The sequence below is a fragment of the Mycobacterium zoologicum genome, assembly GCF_020181635.2.
In the GTDB taxonomy this organism is placed as follows: domain Bacteria; phylum Actinomycetota; class Actinomycetes; order Mycobacteriales; family Mycobacteriaceae; genus Mycobacterium; species Mycobacterium zoologicum.
In genome coordinates this window covers 23,589-46,607 of record NZ_JAYJJS010000017.1, presented here as the reverse complement: position 1 = coordinate 46,607, position 23,019 = coordinate 23,589, and the positions used below count along the sequence as shown (strand labels likewise).

The following is a 23,019-nucleotide window of genomic DNA, read 5'->3' as shown; positions in this document are numbered from 1 at the left end:
CACCCGGGTGACGGCCGATGAGAGAATGTCGCCCGTGGGTGCGATCACGCTGGACGGCAAGGCAACGCGCGACGAGATCTTCGTCGATCTCAAAGCCCGGGTGGACGCGCTCGCGCAGGCAGGACATACGCCCGGACTGGGCACCATCTTGGTCGGGGACGACCCGGGGTCGCACGCCTATGTGCGTGGCAAGCACGCCGACTGCGCCAAGGTCGGTATCACCTCGATCCGCCGCGATCTGCCCGCCGACGTCAGCGCCGCTCAACTCGACGACACCATCGACGAGCTGAACGCCAACCCGGGGTGCACCGGCTACATCGTGCAGCTGCCGCTGCCGCGCCACCTCGATGAGAACGCCGCACTGGAACGCGTCGACCCGGCCAAGGACGCCGACGGGCTGCACCCGACCAACCTGGGCCGGCTGGTGCTGGGCACCCCGGCGGCGCTGCCGTGCACCCCGCGGGGGATCGTGCACCTGCTGCGCCGCTACGACGTGCCGCTGGCCGGCGCCCACGTGGTGGTGATCGGCCGGGGTGTGACGGTCGGGCGCCCGTTGGGACTGTTGCTGACCCGCCGCTCGGAGAACGCCACGGTGACGTTGTGCCACACCGGAACCCGTGACCTGCCGGCGCTGACCCGCCAGGCCGACATCATCGTCGCGGCGGTCGGGGTACCGCACATGCTCACCGCCGACATGGTGCGCCCGGGGGCGGCGATCGTCGACGTCGGCGTCAGCCGCACCGAGGCCGGACTGGTCGGCGACGTGCACCCGGACGTCTGGGAGGTGGCCGGACACGTGTCACCGAATCCGGGCGGGGTGGGCCCGCTGACCCGGGCGTTCCTGCTGACCAATGTCGTGGAACGCGTCGAAAGCGCGCTGTGACCCGCGTCGGAGTTCGTCGGGTGATCGCCGCTCAGTGGCCGATCATGGTCGTCGGGCTGATCTTCACCGCGGCGTTCGTGCTGGCCGGGGCCAACTTCTGGCGCCGCGGCGCGCTGCTGATCGGGATCGGGACCGGGGTGGCCGCCGCGTTGCGGCTGGTGCTGTCCGAGGACCGGGCCGGGTTGCTGGTGCTGCGGGACCGCGGGCTGGACTTCGCCACGATGACGACGGCCGCGACGGTGATGCTCTACACCGCCGCGACCATCGACCCGCTGGGGACCAGCTAGGCGCTAGAAGGCGGGGATCGCCGGAATCGCCGGGATGCCGCCGGACAGGCCGGGGATGCCGACCGACATTCCCGGGATCTGCGGCAGGTCGGGCACCTGGCCGCTGGCCAGCTGCGACAGCATCTGCGGGCAGTAGATCTGCACCGCGATCTCGGTGAACAGCTGCGCCATCTCCGGTGACATGTTGGGACCGCCGGCCATGCCGGCGACCGGTGCCGCCACCGAGGCGACGTTGCCAGCGGGCTCGGCCAGCGTCGGGCAGACCGACTGGCCGAGCGCGGTCGTGGCGGCCGGGTCACCGACCGGAACGCCGGCGCTGGTCAGGTCTGACAGGAATGAGGTGTCGACCGGGCTCGCCTGCGCCGGCCCGGCCAGCCATACGGAGGCGATCAGACCCGTCCAAACCGTGCCGGCGGCCGTCAGCGCCGTTACTGTCGGTATCGCCGTTCGCGCGCGGTTGTGCTCCATGTCTGTCCCCCATCAGTTGCAGTACGGGCGGCGTGGCCGCCGCCTGTCGATAACAACAGTGCAGCAGCGCGGTCACACCGGTGACACGGGCAGGTCACGCTTGGTGCACAGTGCGGTTATTGAAGCCGACACCAGAATAGGCGAGTTCAGGCTCAGTGCAGCGTTGCCCGCATGCACACCGTGACGTAGGGCAGTGCAAGCCCGGCCGCCCCGGCCAGCGCCGGATGGGTGGCCAGCAGCTGCCGGACCTGATCCAGCGTCTTGCTGCGCACCGCGTTCGGCGAGGTGATGCAGTAGCTGCGCGAGGCGACCAGGTCGATCAGCGCCTGCGGGGTCAGGTAGTTGGTCCACTCCACCTGGTGATGCTCCAGCGCGCCGAACGGCGCCGGCAGGCTCACCCCGGCGTCGACCACATCCCGGGCATCCTCGCGGCCGATGATCTCGCCGAGCTCCTTGACCCAGCCCAGCCGCTCGTCGCGGGTGTTCCAAACCAGGCCCAGCCGGCCACCCGGCCGCAGCACCCGGATCAGCTCGGGGATGGCGCGCTCGGGTTCGAACCAATGCCAGGCCTGCGCCACCAGCACGGCGTCGACGCTGTTGTCGGGCAGCGGGATCTGCTCGGCGGTGCCCAGCAGCGCCGGAGTCTCCGGCAGCGACTTCGCCAGCACCTCGAGCATCTCGGCGATCGGGTCGACGGCCACCACGTTCAGGCCACGCTCGACCAGCCGGGTGGTGAGCTTGCCGGTGCCGGCGCCCAGGTCGAGCACATCGCGCGCACCGTCGGGCAGCAGCCAGTCGATGGCGTCCGGCGGGTATGACGGGCGGCCGCGCTCATAGGCAGCCGCCTGCGAACCGAAGGACAGCGAGCGGTCGTGGCGGGCCTGTCGGGACGGGCTCACCGGCGCTGCGCGCCTTCGACCAGGGCGAGCGTCTTACGGATCAGCCCACCGATCGGTTCGGTCTCCAGCAGAAAACCGTCATGCCCGGTGGCCGAGTCGATGACGTCGAGCTCCTCGCAGCCGGGCAGCAGGTCGGCCAGCTCCGCCTGCAGGCGCAGCGGGTAGAGCCGGTCGGAGGTGATGCCGCCGACCACCGCGGGCACCGGGCAGCCGCGCAGGGCCGCCGCCACCCCGCCGCGGCCGCGGCCGATGTCGAAACCGGAGAGCGACTCGGTCAGGGTCACGTAGCTGCCGGCGTCGAACCGTGAGACCAGCTTGCCGCCCTGATGCTGCAGGTAGCTCTCCACCGCGTAGCGGCCGCTGTCGGCCGGCTCCGCTGGGTCATCCTCGGCCTGCGCTCGATTGGCGAACCGGCGATCCAGTTCGGCCTCGCCGCGGTAGGTCAGGTGCGCGATGCGCCGCGCGATCGACAGTCCGGTGTCCGGCGTGCGGCCGCTGCCGTGGTAGTCGCCGCCCTGCCAGTCGGGGTCCGCCTTGATCGCGGCGATCTGGGTGCTCTGGGTGCCGATCTGGTCGGCGGTGGCGCGGGCGCCGACCGCCAGCAGCAGACCCGCGCCGACCCGGTCCGGGTGGCCGACCATCCACTCCAGGGCGCGTGCGCCGCCCATCGAACCGCCCATCACGGCCGCCACCTCGGTGATGCCGAGCGCAGCCAGCGCGGCGACGTCGGCGTCCACCTGGTCGCGAATGGAGATGGTGGGAAATCGCGAGCCCCAGGGCTTTCCGTCGCGGGCCAGCGATGCGGGCCCGGTCGAGCCCTGGCAGCCGCCGAGAGCGTTGGTGGCCACCGCGCACCAGCGGTCGGTGTCGATCGGAGCGCCCGGCCCGATCATCGGATCCCACCAGCCACCGGTGGGGTGCCCCTGGCCCGCCGGACCGGTGACGTGGGAGTCCCCGGTCAGGGCGTGCAGCACCACGACCACGTTGTCGCGCTGCGGTGACAGCTCGCCCCAGCGCTGCACGGCGATGTTCGCGTCAGGCAGCACCGCGCCGCTCTCCAGACGCAGCGGGCCGATACCGATCACCCGGGTCTCACCCGGAGCGGGCAGCATCTGCGTCGACACGTCGGAGATCGTCACCGCACCGGCCGCCTCAGTTCGCCGCCGCGAGCTGTGCGGCCGCCGCGGCGAATCCGAGTTCGAGGTCTCCCAGGATGTCGTCGATGCCCTCGATGCCGACCGCCAGCCGAACCAGGCCCGGGGTGACGCCGGTGGACAGCAGGTCGTCTCCGGAGAGCTGACTGTGCGTGGTGGAGGCCGGGTGGATTACCAAGGAGCGCACATCGCCGATGTTGGCGACGTGGCTGTGCAGCTTCAACGCGTTGACGAAGGCTTTTCCTGCTTCGATACCGCCGGCCACCTCGAACGACAGCACACCGCCGACGCCCTTGGGGGCCAGCTGCTGTGCGCGCTGGTACCACGGCGAGCTGGGCAGCCCGGCGTAGTTGACGCTCAGCACGTCGTCGCGGGCCTCCAGGAACTCCGCGACCCGCTGGGCGTTGGAGACGTGGCGCTCCACCCGCAGGCTCAGCGTCTCCAGGCCCTGGGCGATCAGGAACGCGTTGAACGGCGAGGCCACCGATCCGTAGTCGCGCATCAGCTGGGCGCGGATCTTGATCGCGTACGCCGGCGCACCCAGGTCGGCGTAGACCAGGCCGTTGTAGCTGGGGTCGGGAGTGGTGAAGCTCGGATGGCGGCCCTGGGTCCAGTCGAAGTTGCCGCCGTCGACGATCACGCCGGCGATCGCGGTGCCGTGCCCGCCCAGGTACTTGGTGGCCGAGTGCACCACGATGTCGGCACCCTGGCTGATCGGCTGGATCAGGTACGGGGTTGCGATCGTGTTGTCGACGATCAGCGGCACCCCGTTCTCGTGGGCCACCGCGGACACTCCCGGGGTGTCCAGCAGGTCGATCTTCGGGTTGGAGATGCTCTCGGCGTAGAACGCCTTGGTGTTCGGCTGCACCGCCGCCCGCCAGGACTCCAGGTCATCGGGGTCCTCGACGAAGCTGACCTCGATTCCCAGCTTGGGTAGCGAGTAGCGGAACAGGTTGTAGGTGCCGCCGTACAGGCGCGGGCTGGCCACGATGTGGTCGCCGGCGCCGGCCAGGTTGAAGATGGCGAACGTGCTGGCGGACTGTCCCGAGGACAGCAGCGTTGCCCCCACACCGCCCTCCAGGGCGGCGATGCGCTCCTCGATGACCGCGCTGGTCGGGTTGGTCAGTCGGGTGTAGATGTTGCCCGGCTCGGCCAGCGCGAAGCGGGCGGCCGCCTCGTCGGTGTCGCTGAAAAGATACGACGTGGTCTGGTAGATCGGCAGTGCCCGGGCCCCGGTCTCGGGGTCTCCGGCGTGGCCGACGTGGATCTGCTTGGTCTCGAACGACCAGTTATTACCGGCGGTCATAAAAAGATGCTTTCTGCGTGGAGTAGTTGATCGCTGGGGATGAACGAATTCAGCGGGGTTTCAGCGACGACAACATCGGACGAGAGAGAGTATGGAGGCACGCATCAGGTTCCCCTGCCTAGTCGGGGGGCCCGTTGTGGCGGACCCGCGCTTGCCGCGTAGCCGTGGTGGCTACTCAACCCGGTCAATCACCCGGGGCACCCCACCGCGGTTGGAGGGTTGCCGGCCAGCAAGCCGGGGCTTAGCGCTGGCACTCATGACCGTGACGAAGCCTATCGCATCCCCCGGAGCTGTCGCCACCTGCTCACCGCCGGTGGGCGTGCTGTCGGGGTACGCGATACTGAATCCCGCCGTGTACCACGCGGCACGAATCGTTCGCCTAAGAACCTGACGCCGGGAGAACAGCCATGTGCGCCGACCAGCCGACCATCATTTACACGCTGACCGACGAGGCGCCGCTGCTTGCGACGTACTCGTTCCTGCCGATCGTGCAGGCATTCACCGGGCCCGCGGGTATCGACGTCCAACCCAGTGACATCTCGCTGGCGGCCCGCATCCTGGCCGCCTTCCCGGACTGTCTCACCGACGAGCAGCGAGTGCCGGACAACCTCGCCGAGCTCGGCCGGATGACCCAGTTGCCGGACACCACGATCATCAAACTGCCCAACATCAGTGCCTCGGTGCCGCAGTTGGTCTCGGCCATCAAGGAACTGCAGGGCAAGGGCTACGAACTGCCGGACTACCCGGAGGACCCCAAGTCCGACCGGGAGCGCGACATCCACGAACGCTACGCCAAGTGCCTGGGGTCGGCGGTGAACCCGGTTCTGCGCGAAGGAAACTCGGACCGACGAGCGCCCAAGGCCGTCAAGGAGTACGCCCGCAAGCATCCGCACAGCATGGGCAAGTGGTCACAGGCCTCGCGCACGCACGTGGCGACCATGAAGCACGGCGACTTCTACCACGGTGAGAAGTCGATGACGCTGGACCGCGACCGCGACGTGAAGATGCAGCTGACCACCAAGGGCGGCAAGACGATTGTGCTCAAGGAGAAGCTGTCGCTGCTCGACGGCATGGTCATCGACTCGATGTTCATGAGCGTGGCGGCGCTGCGCGAGTTCTACGAGGAGCAGATGGAGGACGCCCGCGAGACCGGCGTGATGTTCTCCCTGCACGTCAAGGCGACCATGATGAAGGTCAGCCACCCCATCGTGTTCGGCCACGCCATCAAGGTCTTCTACAAAGAGGCGTTCGCCAAGCACCAGAAGCTCTTCGACGACCTGGGCGTCAACGTCAACAACGGCATGGTCGACCTGTACAGCAAGATCGAGACGCTGCCGGCCTCCCAGCGTGAGGAGATCATCGAAGATCTGCACGCCTGCCACGAGCACCGCCCCAAGCTGGCGATGGTCGACTCGGCGCACGGCATCACCAACTTCCACTCACCATCCGATGTGATCGTGGACGCCTCGATGCCGGCGATGATCCGGGCCGGCGGCAAGATGTACGGCGCCGACGGCCGGCTCCGCGACACCAAGGCTGTCAACCCCGAGTCCACGTTCGCGCGGATCTACCAGGAGATGATCAACTTCTGCAAGACCCACGGCCAGTTCGACCCGGCCACCATGGGCACCGTGCCCAACGTCGGGTTGATGGCGCAGAAGGCCGAGGAGTACGGCAGCCACGACAAGACGTTCGAGGTCCCCGAGGCCGGCGTTGCCGACATCGTGGACCTGGCCACCGGCGAGGTGCTGTTGACCCAGAACGTCGAGGCCGGCGACATCTGGCGGCTGTGCACCGTCACCGACGCCGCCATCCAGGACTGGGTGAAGCTGGCCGTCCAGCGGGCGCGGGTGTCGGGCATGACGGTGGTGTTCTGGCTCGACACCGAGCGTCCGCACGAGGCGGAGCTGCGCAAGAAGGTCAAGACCTACCTGGCCGACCACGACACCGATGGCCTGGAGGTCCAGATCATGCCGCAGGTGTGGGCCATGCGGTACACCTGCGAGCGGCTGATCCGCGGCCAGGACACTATCGCGGCCACCGGCAACATCCTGCGTGACTACCTCACCGACCTGTTCCCGATTCTGGAACTGGGCACCAGCGCCAAGATGCTCTCGATCGTGCCGCTGATGGCCGGCGGCGGCATGTACGAGACGGGTGCGGGCGGCTCGGCCCCCAAGCACGTCAAGCAGCTGGTCGAGGAGAACCACCTGCGGTGGGACTCGCTCGGGGAGTTCCTGGCCCTCGGCGCCAGCTTCGACGACCTGGGCGCCAAGACCGGCAACGTGGGCGCCAAGGTGCTCGGTGAGACGCTGGACGCCGCGATCGGAAAGCTGTTGGACGACAACAAGAGTCCGTCGCGCAAGACCGGTGAGCTGGACAACCGGGGCAGTCAGTTCTACCTGGCCAAGTACTGGGCCCAGGAGCTCGCCGCGCAGACCGAGGACGCCGGGCTGGCCAAGCACTTCGCGGCCCTGGCCGACAGGCTGGCCAAGAACGAGGACGTCATCATCGAGCAGCTGACGCAGGTGCAGGGCGAGGCCGTGGACATCGGCGGCTACTACGCCCCGGACCACGCCCTGACCGCCGCGGTGATGCGGCCCAGCGAGGCGCTGAACGCGGTGATCGACGCCAAGGACTGATCCCAGAGGCCGTTCCTCGCCGAGACGGAAATCCACGACCGACACGCCGACACCGGCGTCGTGGATTTCCGTCTCGGCGGCGGTTAGGGGCGTCCGGCGTGCGACAATTCGCAGGCAAGGCGACGACGACGTAGGAAGCCGGTTTGATTCCGGCGCGGTGCCGCCACTGTGATCGGGGAGTTGATTCACCCGAGAGCCAGACACTCACGTCGTCGCAAACTCCGATTCGGGGCGAGGCACCCCGGGAGAGCTGGCGACCGTGACCACGCCGATCTGGATCGCGTCTCCACCTGAAGTCCATTCCACCCTGCTGTCCGCCGGGCCCGGCGCCGGTCCGATGCTGGCGTCGGCGGCGGCGTGGACGGCGTTGAGTGCGGAGTACGCCGAGATCGCTCATGACCTGACCGCGCTGCTGGGAGCGGTGCAGGCCGGCGCGTGGCAGGGCCCGTCCGCCGAGGCCTATGTGGCGGCGAATGTGCCGTATCTGGCCTGGCTGGTGCAGGCCGGTGCCGCCAGCGCGGTGACCGCCGGCCAGCAGCAGACCGCGGCCACCGCCTACACCGCCGCGCTGGCGGCGATGCCGACGCTTGCGGAGCTGGCCGCCAACCACGCTGCGCACGCGGTGCTGGTGGGCACGAATTTCTTTGGCGTGAATGCGATTCCGATCGCGCTGAACGAAGCCGACTACGGCCGGATGTGGTTCCAGGCGGCCGCGGTGATGGCGACCTATCAGGCCGTGGCGGATGCCGCGGTGGCGTCGACGCCGCAGACCACCGCTTCGCCGCAGATCGTCAAGGCCGGCTCCGCCGACGCCAGCCAGTCGCAGCTGCCGCCGGATCGGCAGAACGACATCATGGACTGGCTGCAGAACAGCGGCTACACCGACTTCTACAACAACGTGCTGCAGCCGATGATCAACCAGCTGGCCGCCAACCCGTACCTCCAGTCGATCTTCTCCGGGTTCGATCCCTGGCTGACGCTGACCGGCAACCCGCTGAGCTTCCTGAGCCCCTACAACATCGCGTTCGCGTTGGGCTATCCGATGGACTTCGGGTCGTTCGCCGCCTACCTGTCGCAGACGTTCGCGTTCATCGGAGCGGACCTGGCCGCGGCGTTCGCCTCCGGAAATCCCGGCACGATCGCCTCGACGCTGCTGTTCACCGCGGTCGAGGCGATCGGGACGATCATCACCGATGTGATCGCCCTGCTCAAGACGCTGCTGGAGCAAGCCCTCGTGCTGATCCCGGTCATGCTGCCGATGTTGACGGCCGCGTTGCCGCTGGCGGTGGCGCCGCTGGCCGGGTTGGCGGGACTGTCGGGCCTGGCCGCCCTGCACGCCGTGCCGGTGGTCGCGGTGCCCCCGGTGCCCCCGCCGTTCGCCGGGTTGACGGTGGCACCCACGCCACCGGCTCCGGTGCCTGCCCCCGCTCCGGCCCCTGCGCCGGCTCCGGTGCCGGCCGCGGCTCCGCCTGCGCCCGCCGCGCCCCCGCCACCACCCGCCCCGCCGCTGTCACCGGGCGACAGCCTCGCCTACATGTACCTGGTCGCGGGCCTGAGCCAGCAGGCCCGCCGGGCCGCGGGCACCAGTGCCCGTCGCCGCAAGGCCCCGGAACCCGAGGCAGCCGCGGCTCCTGAGGAGGCCGCCGCCGCCGAGGAGAAGGCCAAGGTCCGCCGGCGCCGACGGGCCAAGCACGACATGCTCGGCCGCGGCCACGAGTACATGGACCTCGAGGATGACTTTTCACCGAGCGGCCTGACCGCGCTGTCCGGGGACGGGTTCGGCGGCGGTGTCACCACTCCTATGACGCCCGGCACATGGGCGCTGCAGTATCGCCAATAGCTGACCTAGCGTGCGATACTGCGCCAGTACGGCAACGATGGTGCAGGAAGCCGGTGTGAATCCGGCACGGTCCCGCCACTGTGATCGGGGAGCGACCCTCAACAGCCACGGCTCTTAACGGAGTTGGAAGGCGAGGCGAGCGTTGATCCGAGAGTCAGGACACTCACATCGTCGCATCCTGCGACCCGGGGCGGTGTACCCCGAGAGAGCTGATTCCCATTGTCTGCGCCTGTCTGGGTGGCGTCGCCGCCTGAAATCCATTCGACCCTGTTGTCCGCCGGTCCCGGTGCCGGCCCGCTGCTCGCCTCCGCGGCAGCCTGGACCTCCCTTTCCGTCGAATACACGACGATCGCCGACGAACTGACCGGTGTGCTGGCCGCGGTCCAGGCCGGTGCCTGGCAGGGGCCGGCCGCCGAGGCGTTCGTGGCCGCCAACGCGCCGTACCTGGCCTGGCTGTTGCAGGCCGGTGCCGACGGCGCGGCCACCGCCGCACAGCAGCAGACCGCGGCCGCCGCCTACACCAGCGCGGTGGCGGCGATGCCGACGATGGCCGAACTGGTGGCCAACCACGTCACCCACGCGGTGCTGGTCGGCACCAATTTCTTTGGGATCAACACCATTCCGATCACATTGAACGAAGCCGACTACGCCCGGATGTGGGCGCAGGCCGCCGCCGTGATGACCGCGTACGACGCCACCGCAACCACCGCGGTGGCGACGGTGCCGCAGCTCGAACCGGCGCCCACGGTGTTGAAGTCGCCGGGCAGCGCCGACGCCACCGACACCACCGCGCCGCAGCCGCCGCAGTGGTTCACCGACTTCGCGAACTGGCTCGAAAGTCTGGTGCCCAGCCCGCCCTATCCCGACAGCAGCCAGTACCCGCTGTACGCCGAACTGCAGGAGTTCTTCAACAAGATCGGCTTCACCGGCATCTCCGACCCGCTGGCGCAGTGGTTCGCCAGCCTGCAGGGCGGGTCGTCGCTGTTGCCGCCGCCCGGGGTGCCCGGATCCTGGCTGGCGTGGACCGGCAACCCGCTGAGCTATCTCAACCCCGGCAACCTGGCCTACATCTTCTCGGTGCCGCTGGACCCGGGCTCCTACTTCGCGTTCACCAGCATCGTGATCGTCGACGACCTGATCGCGATCATGTACACCGCGCTGTTCAACCCCCAGGGCCTGGGGCTGGTCATCCCGATGGCGATGGTCGAGATCGTCGGGTCCACGATCGGCAACACCATCCAGGTGCTGAACTACTTGGTCACCCAGACGGCGCTACTACCCGCACTGTTGCCTGCGCTGGCCGCCACGACGGTGCTGGCCCCGGCGGGGGTGCTCGGCGGTCTGGGCATCGGCGCGCTGGCGCATCATGCGTTGGCGGTCCCGACGCCGCCGCCCGCCCCGCCGACGCCCGGGCTGGCGATGGCCCAACCGCCGGCTCCATCACCCGCGCCGGCTCCCGCGCCGGCGCCGGCTCCTGCGCCAACCCCCGCACCGGCCGCGGCCCCCGCGCCGCCGCCCGCAGCCCCGCCACCGACCCCGGCCGGGCCGCCGTCGGTGACCATGCCGGCCTACATGTACATGGTCGGCGGCCTGGACATGGGCGCCCGACGGGCGTCAGGGACCAGCGCCCGCAAGAAGGCGGCCTCGAAGCCGGTCGGCGCCGAGGTTCCCGCAGCCGAATCCGCGGAAGAGGTTGCGCCGCAGCGGCGCCGGCGCCGCGCGAAGGTCGGCATGCTGGGGCGCGGTCATGAGTACATGGACCTGGAACAGGATTTGACGCCCGAGCCCGTCGGGGTCTCTGCCTCGGCCCGGGATGCCGGCGGGTTCGCCGGCAGCACCCACCGGGTCGCCGCCGCGCACCCGGCCGGGCTGACCGCACTGGCCGACGACGGATTCGGCGGCGGGGCGGTCAGCCCGATGATGCCCAACACCTGGCCGGGCGTCGAGCCTTGCTAACCGCGGTGCCTGTTGCGGCGGTCCAGCTTCGGCTCTCCTTCGTCGAGCCTTGCTAACCGCGGTGCCTGTTGCGGCGGCCCAGCTTCGGCTCTCCTTCGTCGAGCCTCGCTAACCGCCGCAGCGGATCCGATTCCCGCTGCGGTCCAACGGGTCCGGGCCCAGGCCCAGGTAGCGCTCGCGCAGCTTGTCCCACAGTTCCAGCTGGCCCCACTCGGGCTCCTCGCGCATCTGCTGGTCGTTGGTCAGGAACGGGTTCGGCAGCATCAGCGTCATCATCTGCTCGTCGCGTCCGTTGTACAGTCGCACGCCCCACGACATCGGGTTGCCGTCCTTGCCGATCCGCCGGTACAGCTCGGCGCGGGTGCAGCGGCGAATGCGGCCCAGCTCCGAGCCGCTGGCCCGGTGCTTGCCGATGCACAGGTGAAAGTGCCAGCGGCCGAAATCAACTGTGGCGTAACCGTCGAGCATCGCGATCTTGCGCGGCGCGTTGGGTGCTGCCACCTCCCAGGCGGCGCCCTGCATGATGATGCCGAACCAGATCTCGTCCCAGTACTCGTCGAAGCACAGGTGCAGCAGGTCCAGCAGACTCTGCTGGTCGGTGGGCAGCGGCCACAGTTGTTCGCGGCCCCGGTCTTCGGTGTCGACGATCGGGGGATCGGCAACTACGGCGGTGGTGGTTTCGGTCATGGGGATTCCTTCCTAATCGTGTGAACGAGCTTGAGGTTTGTGGGTGAGCGCGCAGTCGATGCACAGCCCACCGCCCGGTGTGCGGTAGAACAGGCAGCAGGTGGCACGCCGATAGTCGGTACCGGATTCGTCGAAACGGATGGTGTCGCAGAGACTTTCGTCGGCGCACACGGCGCGGGCCAGCTCCCAGGATGGGTCGGTCGCCAGCGGTGCGCCGTGATGCCGGTGTAGGGCGCGCGCGGCGCCCAGCACGGCGGAGGCGGCGTTGCCGCGCAGCAGCTTCTCCGAGATCGGGCCGAGCCGTCGCACCGCCGCGGTCAGCGGGATCAGGTGCCGGCGCAGCACCTCCTCGGCCAGCAGCGAATCGAGCCCCGGCCCTTGCCAGGCCACCGGTTTCGGCAGGTGCAGCCGTACCGTACCGCAGGATTGGGTGTACCAGAGCTCGTCGGGATCCAGATCCAGCAGCAGGCCGTGCTCGGCGAGCCCGCCCAGCCCGATCGACCACAGCCGCGCCGCGAACCCGAGGAAGAACGTCGACGCCGCGACCCGGTGATCCGGCGCCCCGATGCGCTCCCGCACGGCTGCGACGGCGTCGTCGAGCAGTTCCGGGTCGGTGTAGAGCTGGGTCACCGGGCGCCAGCCACCGCCCTCGACCGCTCCGGTTGAGACCGCGAAATACGGTGTTACGCACGATAGTTCGGCCAGCGCGGCCGCCGCCTGATCCGGCGGCACGCAGCTGTGTCCGGCCGCGGGCCGGGCACGCAGCAACTGTGGCAGGTCGCGCAAGGCGCTGACCGTGGTCGATGCGGCCCGACGCATCGTGATCGCTTCGGGATCGGTTGCGGTGACCAGAATCTCGGCCGGCTCACGCACCTCCCAGCCTTCCCGGGACAGCACGCGCGTCAGGGCGGCGCGCAGCGGCTCGGGGGCGTCGATCCGTGCGGCGCGACGATCTGCGTCGTCGGTGCCGAAGGCGAACATGCCGCTGGCCGGGTCGAAACGCAGGGTGTCGGTGTCGAACATCGCCCCGATGCGCCCGGATAGCATCAGTTCCTCGCCGACGGTGTCGGTCAAAGTGCCCGCCGGGTCCAGCAGCCACACCCGATCGGCCACCCGCAGTGCCAATTCCAGGTCGTGGGTGCTCAGCACGACCGCCAGCTGCTGTTCGCGGGCGAGCGTGCGCAGCAACCCGAACAGCCCGGCCCGCGAGGACACGTCCAGGAACGCGGTGGGTTCGTCGAGGATCAGCAGGCCCGGCTGCTGGGCCAGCGCACGTGCGGTCAGCACCCGCTGGCACTCGCCGTCGGACAGTTCCGCAGCCGGCCGCGACGCCAGGTGTCCGGCGCCGGTGGCAGCCAGCGCCCAGTCGATGATCTCCTCGTCGGCGGGACCCAGCCGGGCGGCCAGGCCCAGGTGCGGAATTCGGCCCAGCCCCACCAGTTCCCGAGCCGACAGCAGGCCCGGGTCGATCCGTTCGGTCAGCACCACTCCGACCCGCCGCGCCAGTTCGTCACGGGGCAGCGTGGTCAGGTCCGTGCCGTCGAGCAGCACCTGGCCGCCGAGCGCGGGCTGCAGTCCGGCCAGGGTGCGGATCAGGGTGGATTTGCCGGCGCCGTTGGGGCCGATCAGCACCGTCAGCTCGCCGCGGCGGGCCTGCGCGTCAAGCCCGGCCGCCACCGTCACCGAGCGGCGCCGATGGCGGTAGCCGATCGCGAGGCCGGCCAGCTGCACGGCGGGCGTCACGTGGGCATCCCCGATCCTCGCCGGGCCCGCAGCAGAACGGTGATCACCACCGGCGCCCCGACCAGCGCGGTGACCGCGTTGACCGGAATCACCAGATCGCTGCCCGGAACCTGGCTGACGATCCCGCAGCACAGCGCCGCGACGGCACCCAGCAACGTCACCGCGGGCACCACCACGCGGTGATCGGAGGTGCCGACCGCGATGCGGGCCACGTGTGGCACCACCAGGCCGAGGAACGCGATCGGTCCGCAGAACGCCGTCGTCACACCCGCCAGCAGCGAGGCCGATCCGACCGTGACCATCCGGGCCCGCCGGACGTTGATACCCATGGTGGCCGCGTAACTCTCGCCGAGCAGCAGGGCGTTGAGCGGCCGGATCGTCAGCGCGGCGGCGGCCAGCCCCACCCCGACCAGCGGTAGCAGCAGTTGCAGGTCGCCCCAGCCGGTGCCGGCGAAACTGCCCAGCCCCCACAGCAGAAACTGCTGCACCCGCTGCGGGTCGGAGTAGACCATCGCCAGACTCACCAGCGCGGTACTGGCCGCGCCCAACATCACCCCGATGAGCAGCAGGGTGGCCGCCGAACGCGTCCAGCGCGACAGCGCCAGCACCAGCGTCAGCATCACCGCCGCGCCCACCGCGGCCGCGATCACCGCCCCACCGCGGCCGGCCCCGGCCATACCGGCGCCGAAGCCGGCGCTCCCGCCGAGCAGCACCACCAGCGCCACGCCGAGGCTGGCGCCGGAACTGACCCCGAGGATGTAGGGGTCGGCGAGGGTGTTGCGGAACAGGGTCTGCAGCTGCAGCCCGGAGACCCCCAGCGCGGCCCCGGCGGCCAGCGCGGTGAGCACCCGGGGCAGCCGCATGTTCGCCACGATCACCTGCCAGCGCGGGTCGGAGGCGTCGGCACCGAGCAGCACCCGCACGGTGTCGGCCAGCGGCACCCGGACCGGACCGAGCGCCAGACCCAGCAGCGCCAGCACTACCACCGCGACGGCCAGGCCCGCCAATACCAGCGGGGTGCGGGCCTTCATCGCGGGACCTGACGGTAGAACGCGAACTCGTGGCCGGGTGCCGACTCGGGATGCAGGATCGCCACCAGGTCGCCGAGCAGCAGATCCGGCCGCGCCGTGCCGCGTTCCCAGTAGGTGTTGCGGCCGTTCTGGTCGACGGCCTTGGTGCCCGACCACACCTGACCGCTGCGGACCGCGGCGAGCTCGCCGTAGCGACTGTCCTGGGAAACCGCGTCGCTCAACGCTTTCCAGTCGTCTGTGACCAGCCACAGCGGTGCGCCGCCAGCCCGGGCGTAGACCGATTCGAAGTTCAGCTGCCGGCTCTGCGCGCCGGTGTCGCTCAGCCAGGGATAGGTCCCGCCGGCATCGGCGACCAGCCGGCCGGAGTAGCTCGCGCCGGTGGGCATCGACCAGTTGCCCGAATACATGGTGCCCACCAGTACGTCGACGGGTTTGGCTTTCGAGGCCCCAGCGGCCCGGGCGCTCAGCGCGTGGTACCCATCGCGGATCATGCGGTAGGTCTGCTCGGCCTGGTGTTCGGTACCGGTCAGTGCCGCAAACACTTTGATCCATTCGGCGCGGCCCAGCGGGGTGGGCTCCAGCCATTCGGCGTCGGCGACCACCGGGATTCCGGCCTCGCGCAGCTTGGGATAACCGGGATCGTCCATGCCCTGGGTGACCAGCACATCGGGGCCGGCCTGCAACACGGTCTCGATGTTGACCTGCCCACCCGGGGCGTACCCGACGATCGCACCGGCATCGATGCGGCTGCGGATCGCCGCGTCGGCGACCGCGGCAGGACTGGCCACGCCGGTGACGACGCCGGCCTGGCCGAGTTCGGTGATCATCGCCAGGTGGGTGGTGGAGCCCGAATACAGGCTGTGCACCGGGACGCTGACCTGTTGGGCGCGGGCCAACTCGCCGGACAGCTCGGGGGCCGGCGCGCCGCAGCGCACCAGCACATACGACACCGGCTTGCCGCCGAGGTAGGGACGCTCGACGGTCAGGACCTGGTAGCTGCGGTGGTATTCGATGCGGAAGTTGGTGGCCTCGGACAGCGTCGACTTGTCCGGGAAGTAGTCGACGGCCGGATCGAAGTCGGTGATGCAACCGGCACGCGCGCCGTCGGGGACGGTGGCATGCTCGGCCGAGCAGCCGGCCAGCATCGTGACCAGCGCAAGTGCTACCCGCAACGCACGGGACATGGGCGCGCATCAGCTTCCTCGGGGTACACCGCCCCGGTTCGCAGGACGCGATGACGTGAGTCTCCTGGCTTTCGGATCACCGTTCGCCTCGCCTTCCAGCCCCACAGGCGGCGGGCCGTGGCTGATGAGGGTCACTCCCCGATGACAGTGGCGGGACCGCGCCGGATTCGCACCGGCTTCCTCACTGTCGTCATCGCCTTACCGGCGACATTGTTGCATGCCGTGCTGGGATAGGCTGGCCGCCGTCTCGTGGCGTCAGGAAGTCCGGTGAGAATCCATTTCAAATCCGGCGCGGTTCCGCCACTGTGTTAGCCAGATACTGGCCGCGGGACATCCGACTATGCGGGGCGCGAACCCCCAGGAGGAACCGGCTATGCGGCGCATTGCGCTCCTGTCCACGTCCGACACCGACCTGCTGTCCGCGAGGGCCAGCGGCGCGGCCTACCGGCTCGGCAACCCGGCGCGCCACGACATCGCGCCGCTGCTCGACGGCACAGACGTCGTGGTGCTGCGAATCCTCGGTTCTTCGGCCGAGATCGCCGACGAACTGAAGCTGCTGCGTGCCACGGGCCTGCCGCTGGTGGTGCTCGGCGGGGAACGCTCGCCCAACGCCGAGCTGATGGAGTGTTCGACGGTCCCGATCGGCCTGGCCGCGCAGGCACACGCCTACCTCGCCGAGGGCGGGCCGGCCAACCTGGCGCAGCTGCACGCGTTCCTGTGCGACACCGTGCTGCTCACCGGTGAGGGCTTCGACGAACCGGCGGTGATCCCGGAGTGGGGATACGCCCAGCGATCGCCCGCCGCCGAGGTTCCCGACGCCGTGCGGGTCGGGGTGCTCTACTACCGGGCGCACGAGGTCAGCGGCAACGCCGGCTTCGCGCACGCTTTGGCCGACGCGATCGACGCCACCGGCCGGGCTGTCGGGGTGCCGATCTTCGCCGCGTCGTTGCGCAACGCCGGCGACGAGCTCTACGACGCGCTGGGGACGCTGGACGCCGTGGTGGTCTGCATGCTGGCGGCCGGCGGGGCACTCAACGCCACCGCGACGGTCAGCGCCGGCGACGACGACGGCGCGTGGGACATCGAACGGATTGCCGCGCTGGACATCCCGGTGTTCCAGGGGTTGTGCCTGGCTTCGTCGCGGGCGGACTGGGAGGCCAACGACGACGGCGTGACCCCGCTGGATTCGGCCACCCAGATCGCCATCCCGGAGTTCGACGGCCGGATCATCACGGTGCCGTTCTCCTTCAAGGAGATCGACGACGACGGGCTGCCACACTACACCGCCGACGCCGAGCGCTGCGCCCGGGTCGCCGGTGTGGTCGTGAACCATGCTGTGCTGCGCCATATCCCGAATTCCGAGAAGAAACTCGCGTTGGTGCTCTCGGCCTATCCCACCAAGCACTCCCGGGTGGGCAACGCCGTCGGCCTGGACACCCCGGCCTCAGCGGTGCGGCTGCTGCACCGGCTGGCCGCGGCGGGCTATGACGTCGGGGACGGCTTCGGTGTGCTGGGTTCTGACGGCGAGACGCTGGCCGGGGACCGGTTGATCCACACCCTGATCGAGGCCGGCGGCCAGGACGAGGACTGGTTGTCCGCGGCGCAACTGACCGACGCGCAGGTCCGGGTAACCGCGCAGCAGTACGCCGACTGGACCGCGGAGCTGCCCGACGACCTGCGTGAAGCCATGACGACGGCGTGGGGCCCGGCACCGGGCAAACTGTTCGTCAACGAGGCCGGTGAGATCGTTTTGGCCGCACTGCGATCCGGCAACATCGTGCTGATGATCCAGCCGCCCCGCGGGTTCGGGGAGAACCCGGTGGCGATCTACCACGATCCCGACCTGCCGCCGAGTCACCACTACCTGGCCGCCTACCGTTGGCTGGCACAGGGATTCGGTGCGCACGCGGTGATCCACCTGGGTAAGCACGGCTCGATGGAGTGGCTGCCCGGCAAGACCGCGGCATTGTCGGCGAGCTGCGCCACCGACGCCATGATCGCCGGCCTGCCGCTGATCTACCCGTTTTTGGTCAACGATCCCGGCGAGGGGGCTCAGGCCAAACGCCGGGCCCACGCGGTGATCGTCGATCACCTGATCCCGCCGATGGCGCGCGCGGAGTCCTACGGCGACATCGCCCGGCTGGAGCAACTGCTCGACGAGTACGGCAACATCGCCACGATGGACCCGGCCAAGCTGCCGGCGATCCGCGGCGAGATCTGGAACCTGATGCGCGCGGCGGAGATGCACCGCGACCTGGGTCTGGATGAGCGGCCCGAGGATGAGGAGTTCGACGATTTCCTGCTGCACGTGGACGGCTGGCTGTGCGAGATCAAGGACGCGCAGATCCGTGACGGCCTGCATGTTCTGGGTGGCGCCCCGACCGGGCCGGCGCGGGTGAACCTGGTGCTGGCGATCCTGCGCGCCCCGCAGGTGTGGGGCGGGGTGGACCACGCGGTGCCCGGGCTGCGGGCGGCGCTCGGCCTGAAAGAAGACGCGCCGGTGGTGGCGGTCGACGAGATCGAGCAGCGCGCCCGAGACCTGGTCGAGACGATGGAGGCGGCGGGTTGGGATGCGGCGGTGGCCGATTCGGCGCATCCCGATCCCGAGGTGTGTCGGGTGCTGAGATTCGCCGCCACCGAGGTGGTTCCGCGGCTGGCCGGCACCACGGCCGAACTCGACTCGGTGCTGCACGCGCTGGCTGGCGGGTTCGTGCGGCCCGGCCCGTCCGGCTCACCGCTGCGCGGTCTGGTCAACGTGCTGCCCACCGGGCGCAACTTCTACACCGTCGACCCGCGCGCGGTGCCGTCCCGGCTGGCCTGGCAGACCGGGCAGGCGATGGCCGACTCCCTGGTGCGGCGCTACCTCGACGACACCGGCGGCTATCCGGAGTCGGTGGGGCTGTCGGTGTGGGGAACCTCGGCGATGCGTACCTCCGGAGACGACGTCGCCGAGGTGCTGGCGCTGCTGGGGGTACGCCCGGAATGGGACGAGGCCTCCCGGCGGGTATGCGGGCTGGAGATAGTCTCGCTGGACGAGCTAGGACGGCCCAGAATCGATGTGACGGTACGCATCTCGGGATTCTTCCGGGACGCCTTCCCGCATGTGGTGACCATGCTCGACGACGCCGTGCAGATGGTGGCAACCCTCGACGAGCCCGACGATCAGAACTTCGTGGCCGCGCACGCCCGCGCGGATCTGGCGTCCCACGGCGACCTGCGCCGGGCCACCACCCGGGTCTTCGGCTCAGCGCCGGGCTCCTACGGGGCCGGAATCCTGCAGCTGATCGAATCCGGCACCTGGCGTGACGACAAGGACCTGGCCGAGGTCTACACCACCTGGGGCGGGTTCGCCTACGGCCGCGGACTGGACGGCGTCGCCGCAACCGATGACATGCGCACCAACTACCGCCGGATCAAGGTGGCCGCCAAGAACATCGACACCCGCGAACACGACATCGCCGATTCCGACGACTACTTCGTCTACCACGGTGGCATGATCGCGACCGTGCGTGCGCTCACCGGAGCCGACCCGAAGGCCTACGTGGGGGACTCGACGTCACCGGACGCCGTCCGCACCCGCACACTGGCCGAGGAGACCGCCCGGGTGTTCCGGGCCCGGGTGGTCAACCCGCGCTGGATCTCCGCGATGCGCCGGCACGGCTACAAGGGCGCGTTCGAGCTCGCCGCGACGGTCGACTACCTGTTCGGGTTCGACGCCACCGCCGGGGTGGTGCACGACTGGATGTATGAGAAGCTCGCCGCCGAGTATGTGCTCGATCCGGAAACCCGCGAGTTCCTGGACAAATCCAACCCGTGGGCGCTGCAGGGCATCGTGGAGCGGCTGAAAGAGGCAGCAGATCGTGGTCTGTGGGCGCAACCGGACCCGGCGACCATGGCGGCGTTGCAGCAGGCCTATCTCGACGTCGAAGGGGATCTGGAGGACCGGTGAAAGTCTGGATTCTCGGTGTCGGCATGGGACCCCAGCACGTCACGGCCGAGGTCGCCGACACGCTGCGGTCGGTCGACTATGTGGTGGCGCCCGAGAAGTCCTCCCAAGACGCCCTGTTGGCACTGCGGCGGGCGGTCGTTGACGCGTACGCCGGCACGGTTCCGATCGTCACCGTCGCCGACCCGCGCCGGGACCGGTCCCCGGCGCTGACCACGACCGGGTATGAGAGTGCCGTCGCCGACTGGCATGCGGCGCGGGCGGCTCGCTACGCCGACGTGCTGCGTGAGCGGGGCGGCACCGCGGCGTTTCTGGTCTGGGGCGACCCGTCGCTGTTCGACTCGACGATCCGGATCGTGCAGCAGGTGAAAGATCTTGGTGTGGAGCTTGAGTACCAGGTCTTGCCCGGCATCAGCGCACCGCAGCTACTGGCGGCCCGGCACCGGATCGTGCTGCACCCGGTCGGCCGGCCGGTGCACATCACCACCGGCCGGCGATTGCTGGAGGCCGTAGATGACGGCCAGGACAACATCGTCGCGATGCTCAACAAGGAGTTGGCCGACCTGAGCGCCCTGGCGGACTGGAGCATCTGGTGGGGCGCCAACCTCGGTGCACCCGGCGAACGGTTGGTCAGTGGACGGGTGTGCGACGTGCTCGACGAGATCACCGCCGCGCGCGCCGAGGCGCAGGCCGAGGCGGGCTGGGTGATGGACATCTTTCTGGTGCGCAAGCCCTGATGGCCGGGATGCTGATCGCCGGAACCACCAGCGACGCCGGCAAGACGGTGGTGACTACCGGGTTGTGCCGGGCGCTGGCGCGCCGCGGGGTGCGGGTGGCGCCCTACAAGGCGCAGAACATGTCCAACAACTCGATGGTGTGCGCCGCCGCGGACGGCACCATGGCCGAAATCGGTCGGGCGCAATGGATTCAGGCATTGGCCGCTGGCGCCGAGCCCGAGCCGGCGATGAACCCGGTGCTGCTCAAGCCCGGCAGCGACCAGCAAAGTCATGTGGTCTTGATGGGCCGTCCGTGGGGGACCTTGTCGTCGTCGAACTGGATGGGTGGCCGCACGGAGCTGGCCACCGCGGCACACGCCGCCTATGACGACCTGGCCGGGCGCTACGACGTGATCGTCGCCGAGGGCGCGGGCAGCCCCACCGAGATCAACCTGCGGGCAGGCGATTACGTGAACATGGGTCTGGCTCGGCACGCCGGCCTGCCGGTGGTGGTCGTCGGCGACGTGGACCGTGGCGGGGTGTTCGCGGCGTTCTTCGGCACCGTCGCACTGCTCTCGGCGCAGGACCAGGCGCTGGTGGCGGGGTTCGTCGTCAACAAGTTCCGCGGCCGGCAACAGTTGCTGGAGCCGGGCCTCAAGGATCTGGAACACCTCACCGGCCGAAGGGTTTTCGGCACCCTGCCGTGGCACCCGGGGCTGTGGCTGGATTCCGAGGACGCGCTCGACCTGGACGGCAGGCGCTCGGCGAAGACCGGGGCGCGCCGCGTGGCGGTGATACGGCTGCCTAGGATCAGCAACTTCACCGACCTGGATGCGCTCGGCCTGGAACCGGAACTGGACGTGGTGTTCGCCTCCGATCCGCGCGCGGTCTCCGACGCCGACCTGGTGGTGCTGCCGGGAACCCGCGCGACCATCAGCGACCTGGCCTGGCTGCGCGCCCGCGGGCTCGATGCCGCGGTGAGCGCCCACGCCGCCGCCGGCAGACCGGTGCTGGGAATCTGCGGTGGTTTTCAGATGCTGGGCCGGGTGATCCGCGACCCGGAGGGGATCGAGGGCCCGCCGGGCGAGGTCGTCGGGCTGGGCCTGCTGGATGTCGAAACATGTTTCGGCGCAGACAAAGTGCTGCGCGTCTCCGACGGGGGATACGAGATACACCACGGTCGAGTCGTGCGCGGGGAGGGCGCGCAGGACTATCCCGGCGGAGCCCGCGCCGAGCACGTGTTCGGCACCATGCGGCACGGTGCGATGGAGGCCGATGCGCATCGGGTCGCGTTCCTGACCGAGACCCTGGGCCTGCAGCCGTCCGGCGTGTCATTCCCGGCCGCACGGGAGCGCCGGATCGACCTCCTCGCGGACGTGGTCGAAGAACACCTCGATGTCGATGCGCTGCTGGCATTGGCACGCGGTGGGCCGCCGGACGGACTGCCGTTCCTGGCGCCGGGAGCACCATGACACGCGTGCTGCTGCTCGGCGGGACCGCCGAAGCCCGGGCCCTGGCCGACCGACTGGTGGCCGCCGGTATCGACGTGACCACGTCACTGGCCGGCCGCGTCGCCGATCCACGGTTACCGGCCGGCGCGGTGCGGATCGGCGGCTTCGGTGGAATCGATGGTCTGCGTGCGGCATTGGCCGACTACGAGGCTGTCGTCGACGCCACCCATCCGTTCGCGACGACGATGTCGGCCAACGCCGCTGCAGCCTGCGCCGCGGCGGGCCGTCCGTTGCTTCGCCTGGAGCGGCCCGGCTGGACGGAGCCGGCCGGCGCGTCCTGGCACTGGGTTGACTCACATGAGCAGGCCGCGCAGCGCGCCGCCGCACTGGGCCGCCGGCCGGTGCTGACCATCGGGCGCCAGCAGTTGGGGGCATATCTGCCGGCGCTGGCCGACGCGGCGGTACTGGCGCGCGTGGTAGAGGCGCCGTCGATCAGCGTGCCGCCGGGCTGGACGGTGCTCGGCGACCGCGGTCCGTACGCGCTGGCGGGCGAACTGGCGCTGCTGGGCGAGCATCGCGCGGACGTCGTCGTCACCAAAGACTCCGGCGGCGAATACACCTGGCCGAAGATGCTGGCCGCCCGAGAACTCGGGGTGCCGATCGTGATCGTGCGCCGGCCGGTTCCGGCGCTCGGGGTGCAGGTGGTGCACACCGTCGAACAGGTACTGGTGTGGGTGATGTCATGGTGCTGACGAACATTGCGGCCCGGTCGCAGCACCCGGCTGCCGGGGCCATTGCGCTTGCCCTACCTGTGGGGATTCCGCAC

Annotated in this window: 17 protein-coding genes and 5 riboswitches; of the genes, 9 read left to right on the top strand and 8 right to left on the bottom strand. The window is 69.9% G+C overall.

Annotated elements, in window-relative coordinates:
* Positions 1 to 34 precede the first annotated feature (34 nt).
* Both K6T84_RS14695 and K6T84_RS14690 read left to right on the top strand, forming a co-directional pair.
* A complete protein-coding gene (locus tag K6T84_RS14695; RefSeq protein WP_225400517.1) occupies positions 35 to 883 on the top strand; it encodes a bifunctional methylenetetrahydrofolate dehydrogenase/methenyltetrahydrofolate cyclohydrolase in 849 nt (282 codons plus the stop codon).
* Between the two features lie 44 nt (positions 884 to 927).
* Positions 928 to 1,170, top strand: a complete 243-nt coding sequence (locus K6T84_RS14690) for a DUF3017 domain-containing protein (RefSeq protein WP_224865934.1) — start codon at positions 928 to 930, stop codon at positions 1,168 to 1,170.
* 3 nt (positions 1,171 to 1,173) lie between these two features.
* Here the strand turns inward: K6T84_RS14690 and K6T84_RS14685 are convergent, their stop codons facing one another.
* The 4 genes from K6T84_RS14685 to K6T84_RS14670 all read right to left on the bottom strand — a co-directional run bounded on the left by K6T84_RS14685 (position 1,174) and on the right by K6T84_RS14670 (position 4,997).
* Positions 1,174 to 1,638, bottom strand: coding sequence for a DUF732 domain-containing protein (locus K6T84_RS14685; RefSeq protein ID WP_225400516.1), 465 nt, complete (start codon positions 1,636 to 1,638; stop codon positions 1,174 to 1,176).
* 152 nt (positions 1,639 to 1,790) lie between these two features.
* The gene (locus K6T84_RS14680) at positions 1,791 to 2,537 is read right to left on the bottom strand and encodes a class I SAM-dependent methyltransferase (RefSeq protein ID WP_224862233.1); all 747 of its coding nucleotides are present in this window, start codon (positions 2,535 to 2,537) and stop codon (positions 1,791 to 1,793) included.
* Positions 2,534 to 3,676: a homoserine O-acetyltransferase MetX gene (metX, locus tag K6T84_RS14675; RefSeq protein ID WP_225400515.1), complete on the bottom strand. Its 1,143-nt coding sequence runs from the start codon at positions 3,674 to 3,676 to the stop codon at positions 2,534 to 2,536. Before metX ends, K6T84_RS14680 begins: the two co-directional genes overlap by 4 nt.
* 13 nt (positions 3,677 to 3,689) lie before the next feature.
* On the bottom strand, positions 3,690 to 4,997 hold the full coding sequence (locus K6T84_RS14670) for a bifunctional o-acetylhomoserine/o-acetylserine sulfhydrylase (RefSeq protein ID WP_225400514.1): 1,308 nt from the start codon (positions 4,995 to 4,997) through the stop codon (positions 3,690 to 3,692).
* Positions 4,998 to 5,139: 142 nt separating this feature from the next.
* A riboswitch (SAM riboswitch) is annotated at positions 5,140 to 5,259 on the bottom strand.
* A 145-nt stretch (positions 5,260 to 5,404) separates the two neighbouring features.
* Between K6T84_RS14670 and K6T84_RS14665 the strand changes: the two genes are divergently transcribed.
* The 3 genes from K6T84_RS14665 (at position 5,405) to K6T84_RS14655 (ending at position 11,435) form a co-directional block, all read left to right on the top strand.
* Positions 5,405 to 7,639 carry an NADP-dependent isocitrate dehydrogenase gene (locus K6T84_RS14665; RefSeq protein ID WP_225400513.1) on the top strand — a complete coding sequence of 745 codons (2,235 nt, stop codon included), beginning with the start codon at positions 5,405 to 5,407 and terminating at the stop codon, positions 7,637 to 7,639.
* A 106-nt stretch (positions 7,640 to 7,745) separates the two neighbouring features.
* Positions 7,746 to 7,892: riboswitch (adenosylcobalamin (AdoCbl) riboswitch) on the top strand.
* Between the two features lie 6 nt (positions 7,893 to 7,898).
* Entirely contained in the window at positions 7,899 to 9,479 is a 1,581-nt protein-coding gene (locus K6T84_RS14660; protein ID WP_225400512.1) for a PPE family protein, read from the top strand.
* Between the two features lies 1 nt (position 9,480).
* Positions 9,481 to 9,664: riboswitch (cobalamin riboswitch) on the top strand.
* A 34-nt stretch (positions 9,665 to 9,698) separates the two neighbouring features.
* A complete protein-coding gene (locus K6T84_RS14655; protein WP_329786699.1) occupies positions 9,699 to 11,435 on the top strand; it encodes a PPE family protein in 1,737 nt (578 codons plus the stop codon).
* Between the two features lie 108 nt (positions 11,436 to 11,543).
* Here the strand turns inward: K6T84_RS14655 and K6T84_RS14650 are convergent, their stop codons facing one another.
* Genes K6T84_RS14650 through K6T84_RS14635 form a run of 4 tightly spaced genes read right to left on the bottom strand, consistent with a single transcriptional unit; the run spans position 11,544 to position 16,080 of the window.
* Positions 11,544 to 12,122 carry a DUF7676 family protein gene (locus K6T84_RS14650; RefSeq protein WP_224862222.1) on the bottom strand — a complete coding sequence of 193 codons (579 nt, stop codon included), beginning with the start codon at positions 12,120 to 12,122 and terminating at the stop codon, positions 11,544 to 11,546.
* 12 nt (positions 12,123 to 12,134) lie between these two features.
* Entirely contained in the window at positions 12,135 to 13,865 is a 1,731-nt protein-coding gene (locus K6T84_RS14645) for an ATP-binding cassette domain-containing protein (protein ID WP_225400511.1), read from the bottom strand.
* The gene (locus K6T84_RS14640) at positions 13,862 to 14,896 is read right to left on the bottom strand and encodes a FecCD family ABC transporter permease (protein WP_225400510.1); all 1,035 of its coding nucleotides are present in this window, start codon (positions 14,894 to 14,896) and stop codon (positions 13,862 to 13,864) included. The genes K6T84_RS14645 and K6T84_RS14640 overlap by 4 nt, the downstream gene beginning before the upstream one ends.
* Positions 14,893 to 16,080 (bottom strand): ABC transporter substrate-binding protein, encoded by a 1,188-nt coding sequence (locus K6T84_RS14635; RefSeq protein ID WP_225400509.1) that lies wholly within the window; start codon positions 16,078 to 16,080, stop codon positions 14,893 to 14,895. Before K6T84_RS14635 ends, K6T84_RS14640 begins: the two co-directional genes overlap by 4 nt.
* A 37-nt stretch (positions 16,081 to 16,117) precedes the next feature.
* A riboswitch (cobalamin riboswitch) is annotated at positions 16,118 to 16,308 on the bottom strand.
* A gap of 5 nt (positions 16,309 to 16,313) precedes the next feature.
* Positions 16,314 to 16,422, top strand: a riboswitch (cobalamin riboswitch).
* A gap of 31 nt (positions 16,423 to 16,453) precedes the next feature.
* Between K6T84_RS14635 and cobN the strand changes: the two genes are divergently transcribed.
* Genes cobN through K6T84_RS14615 form a run of 4 tightly spaced genes read left to right on the top strand, consistent with a single transcriptional unit; the run spans position 16,454 to position 22,945 of the window.
* Positions 16,454 to 20,029 (top strand): cobaltochelatase subunit CobN, encoded by a 3,576-nt coding sequence (gene cobN, locus K6T84_RS14630; RefSeq protein WP_225400508.1) that lies wholly within the window; start codon positions 16,454 to 16,456, stop codon positions 20,027 to 20,029.
* Positions 20,026 to 20,763 (top strand): precorrin-6A synthase (deacetylating), encoded by a 738-nt coding sequence (gene cobF / locus K6T84_RS14625; protein ID WP_225400507.1) that lies wholly within the window; start codon positions 20,026 to 20,028, stop codon positions 20,761 to 20,763. Before cobN ends, cobF begins: the two co-directional genes overlap by 4 nt.
* Positions 20,763 to 22,214 carry a cobyric acid synthase gene (locus tag K6T84_RS14620; protein WP_225400506.1) on the top strand — a complete coding sequence of 484 codons (1,452 nt, stop codon included), beginning with the start codon at positions 20,763 to 20,765 and terminating at the stop codon, positions 22,212 to 22,214. The genes cobF and K6T84_RS14620 overlap by 1 nt, the downstream gene beginning before the upstream one ends.
* Positions 22,211 to 22,945: a cobalt-precorrin-6A reductase gene (locus K6T84_RS14615; protein WP_224862208.1), complete on the top strand. Its 735-nt coding sequence runs from the start codon at positions 22,211 to 22,213 to the stop codon at positions 22,943 to 22,945. The genes K6T84_RS14620 and K6T84_RS14615 overlap by 4 nt, the downstream gene beginning before the upstream one ends.
* The last annotated feature ends 74 nt before the right edge of the window (positions 22,946 to 23,019 follow it).

What these genes read in the sequence shown, in the direction of transcription:
- K6T84_RS14690 (WP_224865934.1), top strand. Translation starts at nt 928, where the DNA reads ATGGTCGTCGGGCTGATCTTCACCGCGGCGTTCGTGCTGGCCGGGGCC.
- K6T84_RS14685 (WP_225400516.1), bottom strand. Translation starts at nt 1,638, where the DNA reads ATGGAGCACAACCGCGCGCGAACGGCGATACCGACAGTAACGGCGCTG.
- K6T84_RS14670 (WP_225400514.1), bottom strand. Translation starts at nt 4,997, where the DNA reads ATGACCGCCGGTAATAACTGGTCGTTCGAGACCAAGCAGATCCACGTC.
- K6T84_RS14665 (WP_225400513.1), top strand. Translation starts at nt 5,405, where the DNA reads ATGTGCGCCGACCAGCCGACCATCATTTACACGCTGACCGACGAGGCG.
- K6T84_RS14650 (WP_224862222.1), bottom strand. Translation starts at nt 12,122, where the DNA reads ATGACCGAAACCACCACCGCCGTAGTTGCCGATCCCCCGATCGTCGAC.
- K6T84_RS14640 (WP_225400510.1), bottom strand. Translation starts at nt 14,896, where the DNA reads ATGAAGGCCCGCACCCCGCTGGTATTGGCGGGCCTGGCCGTCGCGGTG.
- K6T84_RS14635 (WP_225400509.1), bottom strand. Translation starts at nt 16,080, where the DNA reads ATGTCCCGTGCGTTGCGGGTAGCACTTGCGCTGGTCACGATGCTGGCC.
- cobN (WP_225400508.1), top strand. Translation starts at nt 16,454, where the DNA reads ATGCGGCGCATTGCGCTCCTGTCCACGTCCGACACCGACCTGCTGTCC.
- K6T84_RS14620 (WP_225400506.1), top strand. Translation starts at nt 20,763, where the DNA reads ATGGCCGGGATGCTGATCGCCGGAACCACCAGCGACGCCGGCAAGACG.
- K6T84_RS14615 (WP_224862208.1), top strand. Translation starts at nt 22,211, where the DNA reads ATGACACGCGTGCTGCTGCTCGGCGGGACCGCCGAAGCCCGGGCCCTG.